Below are 19,567 nucleotides of genomic sequence, written 5' to 3'. Positions count from 1 at the left end.
TCGCCCATCCGAACAACCTCGTGCCGACCATGGGCATCCAAGCGAGTGGCGGATGGCCGGATCAAACAACCGAGGGCGAGGAACGCACAGCCATTCGTTGTACCACTGGCATGTCGGAGTGGTCCTCGACGCCCGCCTGGGCGCGGTGATCGGGCCACCGCGCTGCCCAGGTGTCACGGCACATGACGCTGATGGCACAGGCCGACGCCGGTGAAACCGAGGTGCCTCGCCTGTGGGTCAGTGGGCTCCTGGTCGCCGTCGCGCTGCTCGTCGCGCTGCCTCTGCGTACTGTGATCGCGGGCGGCCGTGGCGCCGAGGTGCTCCAGTGACGCACGCGAACGTTCCGTCGACCATCGAGGGACGCCGAAGGGTCATGTGTCCTCGTGCGCTCCAGCAGAACCTACGCGTCCCAGAGTTCTCCCAGGGCGAGCAGGTCGGCCCGGTACTCGATCCGGTCCGCCCACGGGGCGGGCCAGGCGTCCGTGCCCAGCCAGGCGCCCGCGAAGGCGCCGGTGAGGCAGGCGATGGAGTCCGAGTCGCCGGAGGAACAGGCGGCACGGCGCAGGGCGGTGACAGGTTCGTCGGGGAAGAGCAGAAAGCACAGCAGGCCGGTGGCGAAGGCCTCCTCGGCGACCCAGCCCGCGCCCGTGGCCAGGCACGGGTCGGTTTCCGGGGAGACGGTGCGCACAGCCTCCTGGAGCTGTCCGAGTATCTCCAGGCACTCGTCCCAGCCGCGCGCGATGAAGTGCTCGGGGGTCGGATCCTGGGAGCGGGTCCACAGGTCTCCGAGCCAGGTGTGGTGGTAGCGGGTGCGGTTGTCTTCGGCGTACGACCGCAGCAGGCCGACGAGTCCCGCGGGGTCGGTGCCCTGAGCGAGCAGGCGTACCGCATGCGCGGTGAGGTCCGAGGCTGCCAGGGCTGTCGGGTGACCATGGGTGAGCGCGGACTGCAACTGGGCGGCACCGGCGCGCTGTTCGTCGCTGAGTCCGGGGGCGAGCCCGATGGGGGCCACTCGCATGTTGGCGCCGCAGCCCTTCGAGCCGATCTGGCTGGCCTCCTGCCAGACCCGTCCCTCCGCCTTCAGCAGATTGCAGGCGGTCAGGCAGGTTCTGCCCGGGGCCCGGTTGTTCTCCGGCGACTGGTACCAGTCGACGAACTCCTCCCGCAGCGGTCGCTCCAGCCGCTTCGGGGTGAGCAGGCCCCGGTCCATGGCGGTCCTGAGCCCGCGGCCGAGGGCGAGGGTCATCTGCGTGTCGTCGGAGACGATCGCGCGCTTCGGCAGTTCCATTTCCCGCCAGGGGCCGCACTTGGCGAGAATCGAGGGCACGTCGTTGAACTCGGTCGGAAAACCGAGAGCGTCGCCGAGGGCAAGCCCGATCAGTGCTCCGGTCGCGGCGCGCTTGCCCACCGTATTCGCGGTCATGCAGGAAGCCCCTTCCCTCGCTTATCGTCAAGAAGACCATAAGCGGGGTGAGGGGCTTCTTACAAGCTCGCCCCACGGGCCGCACCGTGGCCGTCGACCAACAGCTACCAGACCCTCCTCGTGAGAACTCCTCGGCGTAATCCGCCACTTGAGTGCCGCGACCGCCTGGAACGCTACGGATCCGGCGACTGGAGACCGTCACCTCGGGGAGCTCACTTGCGCGTATCTCCTGCGGGGGGACAACGCTTCGCCCGCAGGGCCCGTATGTGACATAAAGTCAGGCTTTCTTCGCACCGGAAGGTGGTCCGTCCATGCCCGTGCCGAGCCTGCTCGCGGTTTTCGCCCACCCGGACGACGAGTCCTTGTCGGCAGGCGGGGTGCTCGCGCGTCACGCGGCCGCGGGCGCGCGGACCGCGGTCGTCACCGCGACCTGGGGCGCAGGCACCCCGCGGGCCGGGGAGTTGGCCGAGGCGCTCCGGATCCTCGGCGCCGGCAGCCCGCGCATGCTCGGCTTCGCCGATGCGCGTGTACCGCGGTCGGCCCCGGGCTGCCCGCGGTTCTGTGATGCGCCGCTGGACGAGGCGGTGCGGGGGCTGGTGGCGCACATCCGTGAGTTCCGCCCGGACATCATGGTCACTCATGACGCGTACGGCGGGCTGCCCGGCCACCCGGATCACGTCCACACCCACCGGGTGACCGTGCTCGCCGCCCAAGCGGCCGGACTGGGGCAGCTCTACCCGGATACCGGTACCCCCTGGCGGCCGCGCGCCCTGTACCTGGCCACGCACCCGCGCTCGGCCGTGCCGGCGCTGAGAGACGTGATCGGCGCGCGCAAGGCGAGGTTCAGCGTTCCGGACGAACACGTCACCGCGACTGTCGATGTCGGCCCTTGGATGGAGCAGAAGATCGCCGCGGTGCTGGCCCACCGCTCCGAGGTGGAGAGGGGAGCCCTCCCGGGCGTGATCGCCGGCCTCTCGCCGGATGAACGGAAGCGCTTCTTCGCCACCGAGTGGTACATCCGCCATGTCCCGGTTGCGGCAGTGCCGCCACAGACGGAACTGACCGCCTGACACACGGCCCCCTCCGCGAGGACGACGGCGGGCATCGCCTCCCGACTCGGGCGCCGGCATGCCGCTGTCGGTCGGCTGGAGCTGGAGGGTCCCCGGTGGTCCTCCCACTCCGCTTGGCGCAACCGGGCCTCGCTGATCACTGTGTCGCCTGCCGACCGAAAGTCGTGGTGAGCGGGTGGCGTTGGGGGCAGGATGGTCGTCATGACGGTTGACGGCTCCTCCATCGACTCCAGCAAGCCCAGCATCGCCCGCGTCTACGACTACCTGCTCGGCGGCAAGGACAACTACGCCGTGGACCGGAAGATCGGCGACGTGTTCAAACGTGACCTTCCCGGGTCGGTGGCCATCGCCTTCGCCAACCGTGCGGCGCTGACCCGGGCGGTCGAGGAGATCGTCACGACCACCGCGGTACGGCAGTTCATCGACCTGGGCAGTGGTCTTCCGACTGCCGACAACGTCCACCAGGTCGCGCAGCGCCATGCTCAGGAGTCCCGGGTCGTATATGTCGACACCGACCCCCAAGTGCTGGTCCACGGGCGGGCGTTGCTGGAGGAGAACGAGCGGACCCGGGTCGTCCCGGTCGACGTACGGAATCCGGAGGCCATCCGTACCCACCCGGACACCCTGGAGCTGATCGACTTCGATCGCCCCGTCGCCGTCATGTTCAGCGCCATCCTCCACCACGTCAACGACGAGGAGGACCCGGCTGGAATCGTCCGCTACTGGCGGGACCAGGTGCCCTCGGGGAGCTACTTCTTCGTCAGCCACTTCCGTTCCGGCAACAACCCGGAGACGGCGGAGGCCGAGAAGGTCCTCCAGCAGACCTTCGGGCGCGGCCGGTGGCGCACCGACGAGGAGATCGAAACCCTGCTGGACGGCCTGGAGATCCTCGAACCCGGGATCGTTCCCGCTCCCCTGTGGCGTCCCGGCACGGTGGAGGGCCCGTGGAGCGGCAGCGGCGAACGGGAGCTCACTGTCTGGGAGCGTCTCATCGCCGCCGGGCTGGCCCGCAAGGCCTAGCCTCGCTTCCGCGTACGGCTCGGTCCGGGGGGCGTTGTCGCCTCGGAGATGCCCGTCGAACGTCCGTGGCAAAATCAGCGGGTGCAGATCGGGATGCTGGGTCCACTGGAGGTTCGCACGGACGACGGCCTCCTGGTCGACGTGCCGGGCGCGCGGTTGCGCGGACTGCTGGTCGCCCTCGCGCTCAGGCCGGGTCACGTGGTCCCGAAGACATCGCTCATCGACTGGATCTGGGGTGAGCGCCCGCCCGCCGACGCGACGAACGCCCTGCAGCGCCTGGTGTCCCGGCTGCGGAAGGTGCTGCCGGGCGGGGTGGTCGAGGGGCAGACGGACGGGTACCGGTTGCCGGTGGAGCCCGACGCCGTCGACGCAGTGCGGTTCGAACGTCTCGTCGTGGCAGGCCAGGCCCGCGCCGAGGACGCCTCCCGTCGCGTGCCGCTGCTGCGCGAGGCCCTCGAACTGTGGCGTGGTGCGGCCATGCAGGACGTCGGTCTGCAGGACAGCGCCGCGTTCGACGCCGCGGTCGTCCGGCTCGAGGGGTTGCGCCTGACCGCCACGGAGGAACGGGTCGACGCGGAGGTCGCCGTCGGACGCGGCGCGGAGATGGTCACGGAGCTGACCGACCTGGTGGCCGCGCACCCGGAGCGGGAGCGGCTCGTAGCCGCGCTGATGCGTGCGCTGGTCGCGGCCGGTCGCGACAGCGAGGCGCTGCTGGTGTACCAGCGCGCGAGGGAGGCCCTCGCCGACACACTCGGCGTCGATCCCTCTGCGGAGCTGTCCGCGCTGCATCTCGCCCTGTTGCGGGGCGAATTGGGACAGCGGGAAACAAGTCGCAGGACCAACCTGCGCGCAGAGCTGACGTCTTTCGTCGGCAGGGACGCCGATGTCGCCGCGGTCCGTGAGCTCATGGCCGGGCACCGGCTCACCACCGTGATCGGGCCGGGCGGCTCGGGAAAGACCCGGTTGGCCACGGAGACCGCGCGCACGCTGCTCGGCGAACTGCCCGACGGGGCCTGGCTGGTGGAGCTCGCGGCCATCGGCTCGGACGGCGACGTGGCGCAGTCGGCGCTCGCCGGGCTGAGCCTGCGCGACGCCCTGCTCGGCGGGGCCCCGAACACGGAACTGACGGACCGGCTCATCGCCGCGGTCCGCGAGCGCGAGGCGCTGCTGATCCTGGACAACTGCGAGCACGTGATCGAGTCGGCGGCGGTGTTCGCCCACCGGGTGCTCGGAGAGTGCCGGCGGCTGCGGATCCTGGCGACGAGCCGGGAACCGCTCGGCATCACCGGGGAGGCGCTGTGGCTGGTCGAGCCACTTGCCCTGCCGCGCGAGGACGCGGGCCCGGAGGAGATCGAGTCCTCACCCGCCGTCCGGCTGCTTCGGGACCGGGCCGGGGCGGTGCGCCGCGATCTCGCGGCCGACTCCCCCACGTTGGCGACGACGGTACGTGTCTGCCGGGCCCTGGACGGGATGCCGCTGGCGATCGAGCTGGCCGCGGCCCGGCTGCGCACCATGTCCATCGACCAGCTGGCCACCCGGCTCGACGACCGGTTCCGCCTGCTGACCAGTGGCAGCCGTACCGCGCTGCCGCGGCACAAGACGCTGCGCGCGGTGGTCGACTGGAGCTGGGAGCTGCTCACCGAGGCCGAGCGGACGGTCCTGCGCAGGCTCTCGGTGTTCTCCGGCGGGGCGAGTCTGGAAGCCGCCGAACAGGTCTGCGCGGGCGACGCGGTCGAGCGGGACCAGGTGCTCGATCTGCTCACCGCACTGACCGAGAAGTCGCTGCTGGTCACCGAGGACGACAGCGCGCCGCGCTACCGCATGCTCGGCACGATCAAGGAGTACGCCGGCCGGCGGCTCGCGGACGCGGGTGAATCGGACCGGGCGCGTCACGCGCATCTCGCCTGCTTCACCGAACTCGCCGAGACCGCGGAGCCGCACCTGCGCCGCGCCGAGCAACTGGAGTGGCTCGCCAGGCTCGGGGCCGAGCACGACAACATCGGTTCCGCGATGCGTGGCGCGCTCGCGGCGGGTGAGGCGCAGGCGGCGATGCGGCTGGCGGCGGGCGCCGGCTGGTACTGGTGGCTCAGCGGTCACAAGGCCGAGGGCCTGGAGCTGATCACCGCGGCCACCAGGACGCCCGGCGAGGTGACCGACGACGTACGGGCCATGGTGTACGGACTTGTCGTGCACTTCATGAGCTCCGGGCGGGGCGACGCCCACCAGACGGCGGAGTGGATCCGCAAGGCGTACCGGTTCAGCCGGCGCAGTACGGGCAGCCATCCGACCCTTGGGTTCGTGGCGGTGCTGGAACGGATGGTGCGCACGCCGGACGCGGTCCTGTCCGCGTTCGAACCGCTGCTCGACGACGAGGACCCCTGGGTACGCGCGCTGGCCCGGCTGCATCTGGGCAAGATGCGGATCGTGCTCGGACAGGGCGGCCAGGACGCGGACGCGTACCTGGAGACGGCGCTCGCCGAGTTCCGGGTGCTCGGTGAGCGGTTCGGGATCTCGTTCGCGCTGACGGAGCTGGCGGACCGGATCGCCGCGCGCGGCGAGTTCGCGGCCGCGTGCGAGCACTACGAGCGGGCGGCCGCGGTCGTCACCGAGGTCGGTGCCACGGAGGACGTCATCCGCATGCGGTCGCGGCAGGCGCAGTTGTACTGGCTGCTGGGCGACGAGGACGCCTGCGCGGCCGCGATCGCCGAGGCGCAGCGGTGCGCGGAGCGCGTCACCTGGCCCGACGCGCTGGCCGAGTTGGCCCTCGCCAAGGCGGAACTCGCCCGGTGGGGCGGCGATGCGGAAGAGGCGCGCAGGCAACTCGGTGCCGCGACGGCGATACTGGGCGACGAGGCGGAGCGGGCGCACATCCGCGCGGTGAGGCACGACCTGCTCGGCTACCTCGCCGACGATCTCCGCGAGGCGCGGGCGCATCGCGCGGCGGCCTGCGAGGCAGCGGCCGAGACGGGGCACGCGCCGTTGGTCGCGGGAGTGCTCGTCGGGGTCGCGGACCTGGCGCTGCGCCGTGACGAGCACGAGCAGGCGGCGCGGCTGCTCGCGGCGAGCGCGGGCGTGCGTGGGCTGCCGGACCGCTCCCACCCGGACGTGGCCCGGATCGAGCAGAGCGCGCTGAGCCGCCTCGGCGACGAGAAGTTCGCCGAGGCGGCCAGGGAGGGGTCGCGGGCCGACTGGTCTCAGCTGGTCGAGGTCACGCTCGCTTCCTGAACGCGGAGACCGCCCACACGTATCCGAGGAGGCCGAGCCCGACGCACCAGGCGAGGGCCGCGAACGCGTCGCCGCTCGACGGGTTGCCCGTCAGCAGTCCGCGCAGCGTCTCGATGATCGGGGTGAAGGGCTGGTACTCCGCGAACTGCCGCACGCCGGTCCCCATCGTGTCGGCGGGCACGAACGCGCTGCTCAGGAACGGCAGCATGATCAGCGGTACGGTGGCCAGGCCCGCCGACTCCGCGGTCTTCGCGCCCAGGCCCATGGCGACCGTGAGCCAGCTGGTCGCGAAGGCGAGCAGCACCATGATGCCGATCGCGGCCAGCCACTGGAGGAAGCTCGCGTGCGGGCGGAAACCCATCGCGAAGCCGACGCCGATGATGGCCGCGTCGGCGATCAGGCTGCGCACCGTCGTGGAGACGACATGTCCGGCCAGCACGGCGCCGTGAGAGACGTCCATGGCCTTGAACCGGTTGATGATGCCCTTCGTCATGTCGCCGTTCACGGCCGCCGCGGTCGGCCCCAGCCCGTAGGTGATGGCCATCACGATCAGGCCCGGCACCGCGTAGTCGACGTATTTCCCCTCGACTTTGAAGGCGCCGCCGAAGACGTAGACGAACATGAGCATCATCACGATGGGAAACAGGACTGCCTGGAACACCGTGACCGGATTGCGGGCGGTGTGCTTGAAGTTGCGGCGCAGCATGATGGCCGCGTCGCCGAACGCCGTGGGAACAGTACTCATTTCGCGATCGCCTCCGTGCTCGTGCTCGTGTGGGTGCTCGTGTCGGCGCTCGTGCGCGTGCGCCCCGTCAGGGCGAGGAAGACGTCATCGAGGTCCGGGGTGTGCACGGAGAACTCGGCGGCGTTGATCGTGTGTTCGTCGAGCGTGTGCAGCAGGGCCCGCAACGACTTCGAACCGCCGTCGCTGGGAACGCGCAGGGTCAGTTCCTGGTCGTCCCGTGTGGAGCCGGCCAAAATCCGTGCTGCCGCGTCGAGTTCGTGGAGGCCGGTGAAGCGGAGCCGGACGTGGCTGCCGGGGGCCTGGCGCTTGAGTTCCTCGGGGGTGCCCTGAGCGACCAGGTGGCCCTGGTCGAGCACCGCGATCCGGTCGGCGAGCTGGTCGGCTTCCTCGAGGTACTGGGTGGTGAGGAAGATGGTCGTGCCGTCGGCCACCAACTCGCGGACGATCCCCCACATCGTGCGCCGGCTGCGCGGGTCGAGACCCGTCGTCGGCTCGTCCAGGAAGATGATCCGCGGGTTGCCGACCAGCGTCATCGCCAGGTCCAGCTTCCGGCGCATACCGCCGGAGTAGGCCGACGCCGGCTTGTCCGCCGACTCCCCCAGGTCGAACCGCTCCAGCAGTCCCGCGACCACACGGCCACCCGAGCGCACGCGCTTCAGGTCCGCCATCATCTGAAGGTTCTCCCGGCCCGACAGCAGTTCGTCCACCGCGGCGAACTGACCGGTCACACCGATGGCCGCGCGCACCTGCTTGGTCGCGGTCACCACGTCGTGCCCGGCGACGCGCACCGTCCCCTCGTCGGCTCGCATCAACGTCGTGAGGACGTTCACCGTCGTCGTCTTGCCGGCTCCGTTCGGGCCGAGCAGGGAGAACACCGATCCCGCGGCAACCTCGAAGTCGATGCCGTCGAGCACGACCTTGTCGCCGTATGCCTTCCGCAGCCCTGAAACTGCGATCGCCGCACTATTCATGCCCTCACGGTCCCCGCCGGCCCAGTCACCCGCCTGTCACGCCCCTGACACGACCACTGACACGGCGTTCCACCGTGCACAGGCACGGCCCGACCCTTTCGAAAGACATGTTTCGAGCGTAGAGTCTCGAAACATGTCTTTCGAAACCGGGGACGCTGCTCCGCGTGAGCACCGCAAGCTCACCGACCCGAAGGCCATGCGGGCCGTCGCGCATCCCACCCGCCTGGCCCTGCTCGAAGCTCTGGGTCGGCGCGAGCCGCTGACCGCGACCGAGGCCGCCGAGGTGGTGGGAGAGTCCCCGACGAACTGCGCCTTCCATCTGCGCACGCTGGCGAAGTACGGCTTCGTCGAGGAGGCGGGAGGCGGCACGGGTCGCAGTCGCCCGTGGCGGCGTGCTCACATCGGCTTCACGATCGACGAGTCCGATCCGGCGGGGGCGATCGCCGCGGCAGCGCTCAGCGCCGTGCTGTGGGACTCCTGGCTGGAACGAATCCGCAAGATCGGCGCGATGCGCTACGCGTTCCCCGAGCATTGGAACAAGATCACCAGTGCTGCCGAGTCGGTCTTCTATCTGACCCCCGAGGAAGCCGAGACCTTCAAGGCGGAGCTGACCGCCCTGCTCTTCCGCTATCGCGAGCGCCTTGAGGATCCGTCGCTGCGGCCCGAGGGCGCTGTTGCCATGGAGCTGATCCAGTTCACTTTCCCCGCCGACGCCTTGCACACCCAGGAGGACTGACCGTGCGTGCCCTCCTCGCTCGCCGGGACATCCGCCTGCTCGTCGCCGCCAGGCTGATCGACATGGCCGGGAGCAATGCCCTGTGGATCGCCCTCGGCATCCGGGTCAAGGAGCTCACCGGCAGCAACTCCGCCGCCGGACTGGTCTTCTTCGCCTTCATCCTCGGCACTCTGGGCGCACCCCTGGGCGGTGCCCTGGTCGACCGGGCACGGCGTCGGCCGCTGCTGATCGTCCTGAACCTGGCCTCCACGGTGCTGGTCCTGCCGCTGCTCCTGGTGCACGACCGCCACAGCATCTGGGTCTGTTATGTCGTCATGGCTCTGTACGGGCTGGGCAGCGGCGCCACCGGCTCGGCCATGACCGCGCTCACCCAGACGTTGATCCCACCGGAGCACTTGGGCGATGCCAACGGCCTCCTGCAGACCCTGCTGCAGGGCCTGCGCCTGATTGCGCCTCTCCTGGGGGCAGGCGTGCTGTCCGCATTCGGCCTGGGTCCGCTGGTGGTGGGCGACGCGGCGACCTTCGCTCTCGCGGCCCTGCTCATCGCACTGATCCGGCAGCGGGAGGAACGCCCGCAGCCGGCGCGGCAAGAGGATACCGGCGCCCGGATCGCCGCCGGTTTCCGCTACATCGCGCGGACCCCCGCCCTGCGTCAGTCGACCGTCGCCGCGGTGCTCGCCGTCGTCGCCTTCGGTTTCTCCGAGTCGGTGCTCTTTGCCGTTGTCGATCTGGGGCTGCACCGCCCACCACCCTTCCTCGGCGTCCTCAGCTCCTTGGAAGGTGTCGGTGCCATAGCGGCCGGGGTGGCCGCGGCGGTGTTCATGCGGCGTGCGGGCGAAGCGCGGACCGTGACGCTCGGCCTGGCCTGCGCCGCCGCGGGCTTTTCCCTGAGTGCCGCCCCATCTCTGCTCGCGGTCGCGCCGGGCACCGCACTCATCGGCGCCAGCCTGCCTTTGATCGTTGCGGGCGTCATGACCCTCTTCCAACGGCGCACGCCCGCCTCTCTGATGGGGCGGACCGATGCCGCGTTGAGCGTGCTGATAGGAGTACCGCAGACCGGGGCCATCGCCGCGGGAGCCGCGTTGATCGCGCTGGTGGACTATCGCGCCATACTCGCCGTGATGGCGGTCCTGATGGCCGCCGCGGCGCTCTACCTGGCCACCCGCCCCACCCACCGGCCGACCGGGGCAGGCGTCCAGTCGCCACTGGCGCAGGAGCTCGGCGAAGCGGCAGGCGAAGCGACACCGGAAGCATCGCCACCGCACCGCGCGTGACGTCACCGCTCACGGACTGCCGGTCGGAGTCGGTGATCTGCAGTAGCTGATGCGTCAACCGCGCGCTTTCATGAAGCGGACTGTCCGGCAGGCGGTTGGGAATCCCTTCGCCCCAGTTGCCCTCAGACGTGTATGTGTACCCAGCAACGAGGGAGGACGTCATGGAGCCATGGGAACTCCGCCGCGCGGTTGAGGCGGGACGGGCGACCGCTGTGGAGCTGGGCCTTCAGGTCGACGATGTGGTCGTCATCCACAACTCGGACCGCGTCGCGCTGCGCCTGGTCCCTTGCGATGTTCTGGCTCGGGTCGCGCCTTCGGGGCATCTGGCTGATTCCGAGTTCGAAGTAGAGGTTGCTCACCGTCTCGCCGCCATCGACGCACCCGTGGCTGAGCTCGATCCTCGGGTCGTCCCCCGAGTCCATGTACGTGATGCCTTCGCCATCTCGCTCTGGACCTACTACGAACCTGTGGGATCGGAGATCGCGCCGGCCGACTACGCGGACGTGCTCATGCGGCACCATGCCGCCCTGCGGCAGCTCGATCCGGACGCACCGCATTTCACCGATCGAGTCGCCGTGGCACTGAGAGAGGTGAACGCCCGGGAGCGGTCCCCCGAGCTGCCCGAGCCTGACCGGGAACTCCTCAGCGGCACGCTCAGCGGTCTGACCGCTGCGATCAGCACCGACAAGTCCCGCGACCAGCTGCTGCATGGCGAGCCGCATCCGGGCAACCTCCTCAACACGAGGAGAGGGCCGCTGTTCGTGGACCTCGCCACGTGCTGCCGTGGGCCGGTCGAGTTCGACCTCGCCCATGCGCCCGAAGAAGTGGGGCAGCACTATGCGGGGGCTGACCACGCCCTGCTTCACCGGTGCCGCGCCCTGAACTGGGCGCTGTTCTCGGCCTGGCGCTGGCGCCGAGACGACCAGATGCCCGACCGGGACCACTGGAGAGTGGAGGGCCTCAACCGGCTTCGCGCCGCACTTGATCGCTGCGGACCTGGCTGAACTCGAAACACAGGGGCTGCTGGGCCGGTCCCGATCCGCTGCGTCGTGTGCGGCAACCCGACACGGCGCAGCCGTCGAACTCGGCCGGCACCTGCACCGATGGCTCCGGTCCCGAAACCTCACCCCGCGCATTGCCCGCAAGGGCGTTGAGTCCTCTCAGCGGCTGGGTCGACACCGTTGGACCGTGGAGCGGACCGCCGGCGCGGCTGGCAGGCTGTCGCCGACTGCACCGCCGCTACGAACGCAAGGCCGGCCACTTCCTGGCGTTTGCCGGCATGGCCTGCACTCCCATCTGTTTTCGCCGACTTGCCGGTTGAGGGACCTTACTGGGTATCAGGCCGACGGCGCGCGAGGATGATTCCTCCGAGGGTGCTCTCGGCCGAGGTGAGCGTCCTGTGTTCGCCGATGGTGAAGCCGGCATCGTCGAGCCAGGCGATCATCTGACCGTGCCGGCGGCGATGGACGTGGACCTTCATTGGGTGGCCGCCATAGCCCTGCGTCTTCAACTTCGACTCATCCCCGACATGGAAGCCGATGAGCAACGATCCGCCGGGTTGCAGCACTCGATGGAAGTGCCTGAAGACCGAGCCGATCTGCGCGTCGGGGACGTGGATCAGCGAGTACCAGGCGACCAGGCCGGCCATCGAGCCATCGCCGAGGTCGAGGTCCGTCATGGAGCCGAGTTCGAACCGGAGACCGGGGTGGTCACGTCGGGCCACCTCGATCATCCCGGGCGACAGGTCGATCCCGAACGCGTCCACGCCCAGTTGGCGCAGGTGAGCCGTGATCCGCCCCGGGCCACATCCCACGTCTGCGACCGACCCTCCGCCGCTGGTACTCACCAGGTCGGCGAACAGCGTTAGGATCGCGCGCTCCTCGGGTGTTTCGTCCAGGAGGTTGCGCACCTGGTCCGCATAGCTGCCGGCGACGGTGTCATAGGACGTCCGCGTGTCTTCCAACCAGCCATCAGATTCCATTCCCACGCCCGCAGGCTACTCACAGCCCAAACTTGATGACCTCTTCGCCATGCCAAGCGTCGAGCAAACGGCGCTTCCGTACCGTCGGCCACCGCCGCGGCCACAGCACTGCCTCGGTGCCGATGCCTGCGGCTCGGGGGCGGTGCGGGTGGTTGAGGCCGTCGGGAGTGGGCGACGGACGGAAACGTCACTCGGCGGGCGGGGGTGTCATCCGCCGGGGCTGGCTACCAGCCGGCCTTGACCCCGCTGTAGGCCTTGCGGCAGTCGGCGTTGGTGGCTTCCGTCGAGAGCTTCTCCATGCTGTTCTGCCAGACCTTCTTGGCCACCTTCTCCAAGTCCCGTGTCTGGGCGGGGATGTTCGGCGCGAACTTCTTGATCGTCCCGATGGCGGAGGTGGTGAACTTGTTGCACACGGGTCCGGCGGCGTTCCGGTAGCGGGTGTCCAGGTCCGTGGCCACCGCCTGGCCGTTCTTGGTGGCCCAGTTGTTCCAGGCCGCGCAAGCCTCCTGGGTGATGGCCTTCTGGTCGGCGTCGCTCAGGTTCATGACCTCGACCAGCATGGCGTTCTGGACCTTGTCGGGGACCGTGAAGTCCGTGACGGGGAACTTGTCGAGGGTGGTGAGCAGTGCCTCCTGGCACGCGGGCGGCAGCGGGGCCGCCTGTGCGGAGGCCGGGAAGGCCAGCGCGGAGACGGACAGGAGGGCTGTGGTGAGGACCGTGCGCTGGACGGTACGCGACAGGCTCATGGGGGTGTGCTCCTTGCGTAAAGAATGTGATGGTTCGGGACGATTCAACGCCCGCTTACAGAACGATCATTGGCCGCCGCGGTCACGGCGGCCCGTTCCGGTGGGAGCGCGTCGCGGGTACGGCGGCGGAAGACCATGAACCCGGCCAGCGCCGCCCCCGTCAGCCAGAGGAGCTGGATCACGAGGCCCTGGGCCACCGGCGCGGTGGAGAAGGCCGCGGACATACTGGCCTGCACGGCTCCGTACGACGGCAGGAAGCACACAACGGCACTGTCCGAACCGGAGCTTGAGAGGGGGTTCTGCAGGGCGACGTCGATGATGCTGATCATCAGGATGGCGAACATGCCCTCCACCTCGCGGCGGAGCACCGAGCCGAAGACCACGCCGAGCGCGCCGTAGGTCAGAGCGGCGCAGAACAGCGCGGCAGTGAGCATGAGGGGCTGCCGGGGCGACCAGGCGAAGCCGGCGGCGGCCGTGGCGTACGCGGCGACGGCGGCGCAGACCAGGGTGAGCGCGGAGAGCTTGGCGAGGACCAGGTGGTGCCGCGGGTAACCCGCCATGGCCAGGCGCCGGTCGAAGGCACCGCCCGTGAAGGTGGCGGCGAACATCATGAACCCGGCGATCAGAGTGACCGCGTTCAACGCGCCCGTGATCTGGGTGAGATGGTTGCCGGGCGGGGTCAGCACCTCGCCCGTGGCACGCAGTCGGAACGGCGCCGGCCGGTCGGGAATGGTCACGTAGGCCAGGGCGATCCACACGGGGATGTAGAGCACCACCAGCAGCATCGCGAACCGGTTGCGGGCGTGGCCGATCAGCGCGTACCGGGAGGCCGTGGTGAACAGGGCCCAGTGCCGCTTCATGCCGCCGCCTCCGCGCAGTAGTCCTGGCGGTGCAGGCGTCCGTCCTCCAGGCGCCACAACTGGTCCAGCCGGTCGATGTCGTACGCCAGGTGCGAGACGACCAGCACCGAGCGTCCGGCGTCGCGCAGCCCGGTCGCCAACTCCCAGAAGCGCAGATACGTCTCCCAGTCGAAGCCCTGGTAGGGCTCGTCCAGCAGCAGCACGTCGGGGTCGTGCATGAGCGCGAGGGTCAGGTTCAGCTTCTGCCGTGAGCCCCCGCTGAGGAGGCCCGCACGCTGGTCGAGGTACTCGGTGAAGTCCAGGGTCTCCATCACTTCCTCGGCCCGCCGCAGGTCCGCGAGTCCGAAGGCGTGCCGGAAGAAGTCGAGGTGCTGACGCACGGTGAAGGAGTCGTCCAGGACCACGGACTGCGGGCAGTAGCCGAACCTGCCTCTGTGGCGCACCGAGCCCCGGTCCGGCCTGAGTTCACCGGAGAGGATCTTCAGCAGCGTCGTCTTGCCGGCGCCGTTCTCCCCCACGATCCCGGCGAGCACCCCGGCCCGCAGCCGGAGGTCGACGCCCCGTAGAACCGAGTGCTGCCGGTAGGAGTGGTGCACATCTGTGACGTCCATCGCGCTGCTCCGTCGTGCCAGGTCTTCCGGTTGTCCGCGGAACCGGTCCGCGTCTTCCGGCTCTTTCCGAAGCGGCGGCGGAACCGGGCCGCCCGTGCCCAACGAGCAGCCGCAGCAAGGGAAACGGCGTGGTCCCGGCTCCGTCCCACGGCGTCAATCCGGCGCCCGCCGCGTCACGCGTGCGGCGGTTCCGCCGGCGGAAAGGGGGTTCGGGGTCACCGGGGCGGCTAGCGTCGCCCGGACCGGGGGGCCGGCAGGTCCGCCCGCCCGGGTTTCCGCCCCGGTCCAGAAAGGTCGGTCAGTCATGCGGAGGACATGTGTGATCGGCGCCGGCCCGTCAGGCCTGGCGGCGAGCAGGGTCTTCGCCTCCCGGGACGTTCCGTTCGACTGCTTCGAGGCCGGGTCGGGCATCGGCGGACTCTGGCGGTACGGCAACGACAACGGCATGTCGGGGGTGTACGCGTCACTGCACGCGAACATCTCGAAGGAGAGCATGTCGTTCTCCTCCCTGGCCATGCCGGAGAGCTACCCGGTCTTTCCGCACCACAGCAAGGTCCTGGCCTACCTGGAGGACTACGCCACGTCGTTCGGCCTGCACCGCCACATCGTGTGCGGCACAAAGGTCACTTCGGTGCGGCCCCTGGACGACGGCGGCTGGGAGGTGGTGTGCCGGCGCCGCGGCGACACGGGCGAGGAGACGCGGCGCTACAGCGAGGTGGTGGTGGCCAACGGCCATCACTGGGACCCGCGTCTCCCGTCCCCCGCCGTGCCCGGTGCCGAGGAGTTCGAGGGGACCGCGATCCACTCGCACGACTACCGCACCCCTGACCCGTACGCCGGTCTGCGGGTGCTGGTCATCGGCATGGGCAACTCCGCGTGCGAGATCGCGGCGGAGATCTCGCGCACGGCGGCCCGGACGTTCCTCTCCGCGCGCGACGCGGCGCACGTGTTCCCCAAGATGCTGCTCGGCCGTCCGGCGGACCATCTGGTGTGGAGCCCGCTGTCCGGTCTCCCGCGATTCGTGCAGGACTCGGGGTTGCGGCTCCTCCTGCGGCTCACCCGCGGTGCCCCGGCCCACTACGGGCTGCCCACCCCGGACCGCGGGCCGCTCGCCCGCCACCCCTCCACCTCCGACGAACTCCTCGTCCAACTGGCCCGGGGCGCGGTCACACCGAAGCCCGGTCTCCGCTCCTTCGGCAGGACCACGGCGGCCTTCACGGACGGCAGCCGTGAACAGGTGGACGCGGTGGTGTACGCGACGGGCTACGCCATCTCGTTCCCCTTCCTGGAACCGTCCCTGTTCGCCGCCCCGGACGGCCGCACCGAGCTCTATCTGCGTACCGTCCCGCCCCGCATCCCGGGGCTCTACTTCATGGGGCTCGCACAGCCCTCCGGCGCGGCCTTCCCGCTGCTCGAACCGCAGGCGGAATGGATCGCCGAACTGATCGAGGGCGCGGTCTCGCTGCCGTCACCGGCGGACATGACACGGGCGATCGCGCGCGAGCGGCGCCGGCATGGCACGACGTACGTGTCCACCTACCGCCACGGGATCGAGATCGACTTCCGCTCCTACCGAAGGACCCTGCGCCGGGAGCGCCGAGCGGGCAGGCGTCGCGCACGTGGCGTCATGCCGAGCCTGCCCGGCGTCAGCGGCACCACCCGGGCGGCCGACGTCGTGTGAGCCCTGGGGATCGCCAAGTGGCCTTCTGGAAGGAAGGGTTGGCACCGGGACCGTACCCGAGCACTGAGTTCGGCCCCGGTGCCGGTTCGTTCACTCGGGCGCCGAGGCCCCTTCCAGCTCACCCACGGCCTGCTCCCACAGTTCCGGGAGCAACTCCCCGAACGGCAGGGCCCGGTCGGACACGAAGGTCACCTCGGCCGAGCTGCCGAAGAACGACAGGCCCACTCCGAAGAGGTGTCCGGGCACCAGCAGGGGCAGCAGGGCGACGCCCGTCACCTGGGTGGTCCCCAGGCTGCCCTTGTCGGCGACCGGCATGGACGTGGCCATGACCTGGGTGACGCCCGGGGAGAGCATCCTGCGCAGGTACCACTCGGTCGGGCGGTCGGGCATGTGGCGGACGAGGTCCTGAATACCCTGCCGCCATGCGTCGCCCCGCAGTTTCCGGGTCGTCGCCATGACGTACTCGAGCCGCCACAGGGACGAGTCGCCGTCCCGGGACGGGGTGCCGCGCTGCGGGGCGGCCCGCACGGGCAGTTCCAACGGCAGGGCGAAACAGCGGTTGCCCCAGGTCTGTTCCTCCTCCGGTCGGCGCGCGTCGACGGGCAGCAGTACCGTCACGCGGGGAAGCCCTACACCGGACTTGGCGGACCAGGCCGACAACGCCCCGCCGAGCGCGGCCAGATGGGCGTCGTGCGCCGATCCCCCACGTGCCGCACCGATCCGGCGGAGGGCGTCCGCCGACACCCGGCCCCGCCACAGTCGCCGCTCCCCGGTGGGGACGAAGGGGATGGCCGGACGGCGTCCGGGGAGGGTGAGCGAGCCGGCAATGAACTTCGTCGCCAGCCCGACGGCGGTGCCCACCCGCCGGGGCAGACCGGCCGGGCGGCCCTTCGCCGGCACCGGGCGGGCCGAGGCCTCCCCCTCGCCCAGGATGGCCCGGAACGTCATCGCGGCTGCCGAACCGTCCTGGCAGGCGTGGCGGAAGCGGTAGCACAGGGCGTACTCGTCGGGCGCATGGCCATGGACCAGCCAGAGCCCCCAGTAGGTGCCGGGCGCGAACGGCGCGTTGACCGAGGTGTGCAGGGCCGTGTCCCAGCCCTCGGGGCCTTCGGCGACCACCTCGTGGACGTGGTGGTCGATGCTGAAGTCCGCGTCCGGCCGCCACCGGGGGCGCCGAGAGCCGCCGCCCTGGATCCGGCTCGTGTGCAGGGGCAGCCGGCCCAGGCGGAAGCCCACGTACGCGCGGAGGTCCGCCAGGCTCGGGGGCGGGCCGCTCAGGTAGGCGACGCCGCCCGCGTCCCAGCGGGTGTCGGGGTGGCGGCGTTCCATGCTGAGGAAGACGCGGTCGATCGTGTGGGTGGGGAGACCGGGCAACGGATCGGACGGGACGGACGCGGGCATCGGGGAACTTCCATTCGTGCCGAGGGACGGGCAGGCGGGGCGAGGTCGGGCGGTCGGCCATCCCGACCGACCGCGGGACGCGTCACCTCGGCCTGGATCAACACGGTTTATATCCGCACGTGGTGGGCGGCCGTAGGCGCTCGGGACCGCGGGCTCCTCCGTCTCACGCCGGGCTGGACGCACCGCACCGCCCGCGGGCGGCGAGGCGGAACCACCCGGGGCCGCGCATCGTCACCTCTCCGCCGCCTCCGGCGAGATCATCCGAAAGGAGGACAGGCCTTCCCGTCGCCCGCTCGGTCCCGGCCGCTTCGTCGCGTCGCTGCGGACGGGCGTCCTGCCATCGCGACGGGCGCTTCGAAGGAACGTCCTGGATACGCACGGACCATGGCCCAGGTCATCCGTTCAGGTGAGCCGGTGGGATCGAAAGCTCCGTCGCCGTCCGCCGTCTGACACTGTGTGCCTTGCCCCGCGATCATCAGGCCGAGCCCGCCGGTGCCCTTGCGCGCCGTGGGGGCGGTCGACTGCGTCCCGCCTCCAGGCCGTCGCAGCGACCCGGCCTTCACCACCCTCGCGCGCGGTCGTGGTCCTGTCCCTCTCGGAACCCTTGGAGCCAAGGTCATGCACGTCGCCCTCACCGGCGCCACCGGATTCCTCGGACTGCGCCTGCTGCGCCGTCTGCTCGGCACACACCGGTCGGTGACGGTCCTGGCCCACGCGGGGTCGGGCGACGCGGTGCACCGCATCAGCCGGTTCTTCGAACTGACCGGCGCTCCCGAGCCGTTCGTCGCCGAACTTCCCGGCCGACTACGGGTGGTGGAGACCAAGTTGGAGCAGCCCGGGCTGGGGCTGTCCAGGCGCGCGTTCCAGGAGTTGGCCGACGGGCTCGGCGCGATCTGGCACAGCGCGGGCAGCATCAACCTGGAGGGGGATCTTCCCGAGCTGCGCCGGACCAACGTCGATGGAACCCGGCACGTACTGGAGTTGGCCGCTGCCGGACGCCACAGACCCGTGCTCCACCACGTGAGTACGGCCTTCGTGGCCGGGAGTCGGCGTGAGGGGGTGGCGTACGAGGACGAGCTGGACGACGCGAACGGCTTCGAGAACACCTACGAGCGCTCCAAGTACGAGGCGGAGATGCTGATCCACGCGTGGTCGCGGCAGCACCGCCGTCCGGTCGTGGTGCTGCGGCCCAGCATCCTGGTCACGGATCTGCCGCCGCACCCGGAACTGCCCTCGCATCCGCTGCAGGTCATCGAGCGGATCCTGCGCGACGCGCGACGCGCCGCCGGTCCCGGGAGCCCTGGAAACGGCGGTGCCGGGTCCGACGGCCCGCACAGTGCCGGCCTCCCGGACGGCCGTCCCCGCGTCCGCATGGTGGGGCATCCGCACGGCCGGCTGAACCTGCTGCAGGTGGAGCACGCCGCCGACGTCATGGTGCGGCTGGCCGACCGGACACCCTCGGGCGGAGTCGACACGTACCACGTCGTCCATGACCGCGACGTGCCGGTGCCGACGATCGTGACCCTGCTGGAGCGGCTGGTCGGGTTGTCGATCGACCTGGTCGCCACCAAGCCGGACGATCTGTCGGCGCTGGAGGCGCTGGTGGATTTCTACCCGGGTCTCACGGCCTATCTGGCCCACTGTCGGCGCTTCGACGACACCAGGGTCCGGGCCCTGTTCGGTCCGTCGGCGGCCTCCCGGCCGGTGGACCTCGACCACCTGTTGTGCGGGCTGGTCCCGAGAAACCCGGTTCCCGCCCGGCCGTCGCCCACGCCCACGGCCGCCTTCCCGTCCGCCCGGTACGCCTGACCCGCGCACCTCGC

At 70.5% G+C, this 19,567-nt stretch carries 17 protein-coding genes and 1 pseudogene; 10 read left to right on the top strand and 8 right to left on the bottom strand.

The window, feature by feature from the left end; all coding sequences use genetic code 11:
- Positions 1 to 182 precede the first annotated feature (182 nt).
- On the top strand, positions 183 to 329 hold the full coding sequence (locus OIE49_RS35260) for a hypothetical protein (RefSeq protein ID WP_326805852.1): 147 nt from the start codon (positions 183 to 185) through the stop codon (positions 327 to 329).
- Positions 330 to 400: 71 nt separating this feature from the next.
- Here the strand turns inward: OIE49_RS35260 and OIE49_RS35255 are convergent, their stop codons facing one another.
- Positions 401 to 1,423 carry an ADP-ribosylglycohydrolase family protein gene (locus OIE49_RS35255; protein WP_326805851.1) on the bottom strand — a complete coding sequence of 341 codons (1,023 nt, stop codon included), beginning with the start codon at positions 1,421 to 1,423 and terminating at the stop codon, positions 401 to 403.
- Positions 1,424 to 1,734: 311 nt separating this feature from the next.
- Between OIE49_RS35255 and OIE49_RS35250 the strand changes: the two genes are divergently transcribed.
- The 3 genes from OIE49_RS35250 to OIE49_RS35240 all read left to right on the top strand — a co-directional run bounded on the left by OIE49_RS35250 (position 1,735) and on the right by OIE49_RS35240 (position 6,738).
- A complete protein-coding gene (locus OIE49_RS35250; RefSeq protein ID WP_326805850.1) occupies positions 1,735 to 2,493 on the top strand; it encodes a PIG-L deacetylase family protein in 759 nt (252 codons plus the stop codon).
- Positions 2,494 to 2,694: 201 nt separating this feature from the next.
- A complete protein-coding gene (locus tag OIE49_RS35245; protein WP_326805849.1) occupies positions 2,695 to 3,513 on the top strand; it encodes an SAM-dependent methyltransferase in 819 nt (272 codons plus the stop codon).
- Positions 3,514 to 3,594: 81 nt separating this feature from the next.
- Positions 3,595 to 6,738: a BTAD domain-containing putative transcriptional regulator gene (locus tag OIE49_RS35240; RefSeq protein WP_326805848.1), complete on the top strand. Its 3,144-nt coding sequence runs from the start codon at positions 3,595 to 3,597 to the stop codon at positions 6,736 to 6,738.
- On the opposite strand, the gene OIE49_RS35235 is transcribed toward OIE49_RS35240, so the two are convergent.
- Both OIE49_RS35235 and OIE49_RS35230 read right to left on the bottom strand, forming a co-directional pair.
- A complete protein-coding gene (locus tag OIE49_RS35235) occupies positions 6,722 to 7,483 on the bottom strand; it encodes an ABC transporter permease (RefSeq protein WP_326805847.1) in 762 nt (253 codons plus the stop codon). The genes OIE49_RS35240 and OIE49_RS35235 overlap by 17 nt on opposite strands.
- Positions 7,480 to 8,454 (bottom strand): ATP-binding cassette domain-containing protein, encoded by a 975-nt coding sequence (locus OIE49_RS35230; protein WP_326805846.1) that lies wholly within the window; start codon positions 8,452 to 8,454, stop codon positions 7,480 to 7,482. Before OIE49_RS35230 ends, OIE49_RS35235 begins: the two co-directional genes overlap by 4 nt.
- A 133-nt stretch (positions 8,455 to 8,587) precedes the next feature.
- Here OIE49_RS35230 and OIE49_RS35225 point away from each other — a divergent pair, with 133 nt between their 5' ends.
- The 4 genes and pseudogenes from OIE49_RS35225 to OIE49_RS35210 form a co-directional block, all read left to right on the top strand.
- Positions 8,588 to 9,190, top strand: coding sequence for a winged helix-turn-helix domain-containing protein (locus OIE49_RS35225; RefSeq protein WP_326805845.1), 603 nt, complete (start codon positions 8,588 to 8,590; stop codon positions 9,188 to 9,190).
- Between the two features lie 2 nt (positions 9,191 to 9,192).
- Complete coding sequence (locus OIE49_RS35220; RefSeq protein WP_326805844.1) at positions 9,193 to 10,464, top strand: MFS transporter; 1,272 nt, start codon at positions 9,193 to 9,195, stop codon at positions 10,462 to 10,464.
- Between the two features lie 161 nt (positions 10,465 to 10,625).
- The gene (locus OIE49_RS35215; protein WP_326805843.1) at positions 10,626 to 11,468 is read left to right on the top strand and encodes a phosphotransferase; all 843 of its coding nucleotides are present in this window, start codon (positions 10,626 to 10,628) and stop codon (positions 11,466 to 11,468) included.
- Between the two features lie 106 nt (positions 11,469 to 11,574).
- Positions 11,575 to 11,785 (top strand): annotated as a pseudogene (locus OIE49_RS35210) (transposase); the annotation flags it as partial.
- A 6-nt stretch (positions 11,786 to 11,791) separates the two neighbouring features.
- Here OIE49_RS35210 and OIE49_RS35205 read toward each other — a convergent pair.
- The 4 genes from OIE49_RS35205 to OIE49_RS35190 form a co-directional block, all read right to left on the bottom strand.
- Entirely contained in the window at positions 11,792 to 12,445 is a 654-nt protein-coding gene (locus OIE49_RS35205) for a class I SAM-dependent methyltransferase (protein WP_326806424.1), read from the bottom strand.
- Positions 12,446 to 12,669: 224 nt separating this feature from the next.
- Complete coding sequence (locus OIE49_RS35200) at positions 12,670 to 13,191, bottom strand: hypothetical protein (protein ID WP_326805842.1); 522 nt, start codon at positions 13,189 to 13,191, stop codon at positions 12,670 to 12,672.
- Between the two features lie 44 nt (positions 13,192 to 13,235).
- Positions 13,236 to 14,051: an ABC transporter permease gene (locus OIE49_RS35195; RefSeq protein WP_326805841.1), complete on the bottom strand. Its 816-nt coding sequence runs from the start codon at positions 14,049 to 14,051 to the stop codon at positions 13,236 to 13,238.
- The gene (locus OIE49_RS35190; RefSeq protein WP_326805840.1) at positions 14,048 to 14,662 is read right to left on the bottom strand and encodes an ABC transporter ATP-binding protein; all 615 of its coding nucleotides are present in this window, start codon (positions 14,660 to 14,662) and stop codon (positions 14,048 to 14,050) included. Before OIE49_RS35190 ends, OIE49_RS35195 begins: the two co-directional genes overlap by 4 nt.
- A gap of 304 nt (positions 14,663 to 14,966) precedes the next feature.
- Here OIE49_RS35190 and OIE49_RS35185 point away from each other — a divergent pair, with 304 nt between their 5' ends.
- A complete protein-coding gene (locus OIE49_RS35185) occupies positions 14,967 to 16,343 on the top strand; it encodes an NAD(P)-binding domain-containing protein (protein WP_326805839.1) in 1,377 nt (458 codons plus the stop codon).
- A gap of 90 nt (positions 16,344 to 16,433) precedes the next feature.
- Here the strand turns inward: OIE49_RS35185 and OIE49_RS35180 are convergent, their stop codons facing one another.
- A complete protein-coding gene (locus OIE49_RS35180; RefSeq protein ID WP_326805838.1) occupies positions 16,434 to 17,744 on the bottom strand; it encodes a wax ester/triacylglycerol synthase domain-containing protein in 1,311 nt (436 codons plus the stop codon).
- Between the two features lie 618 nt (positions 17,745 to 18,362).
- Here OIE49_RS35180 and OIE49_RS35175 point away from each other — a divergent pair.
- Positions 18,363 to 19,553 carry an NAD-dependent epimerase/dehydratase family protein gene (locus tag OIE49_RS35175; protein ID WP_326805837.1) on the top strand — a complete coding sequence of 397 codons (1,191 nt, stop codon included), beginning with the start codon at positions 18,363 to 18,365 and terminating at the stop codon, positions 19,551 to 19,553.
- Positions 19,554 to 19,567: the final 14 nt, after the last annotated feature.

Source organism: Streptomyces sp. NBC_01788 (assembly GCF_035917575.1).
Classification (GTDB): Bacteria; Actinomycetota; Actinomycetes; order Streptomycetales; family Streptomycetaceae; genus Streptomyces.
The sequence above is the reverse complement of the archived record's forward strand: the minus strand, read 5'-3'. Positions and strand labels throughout refer to the sequence as shown.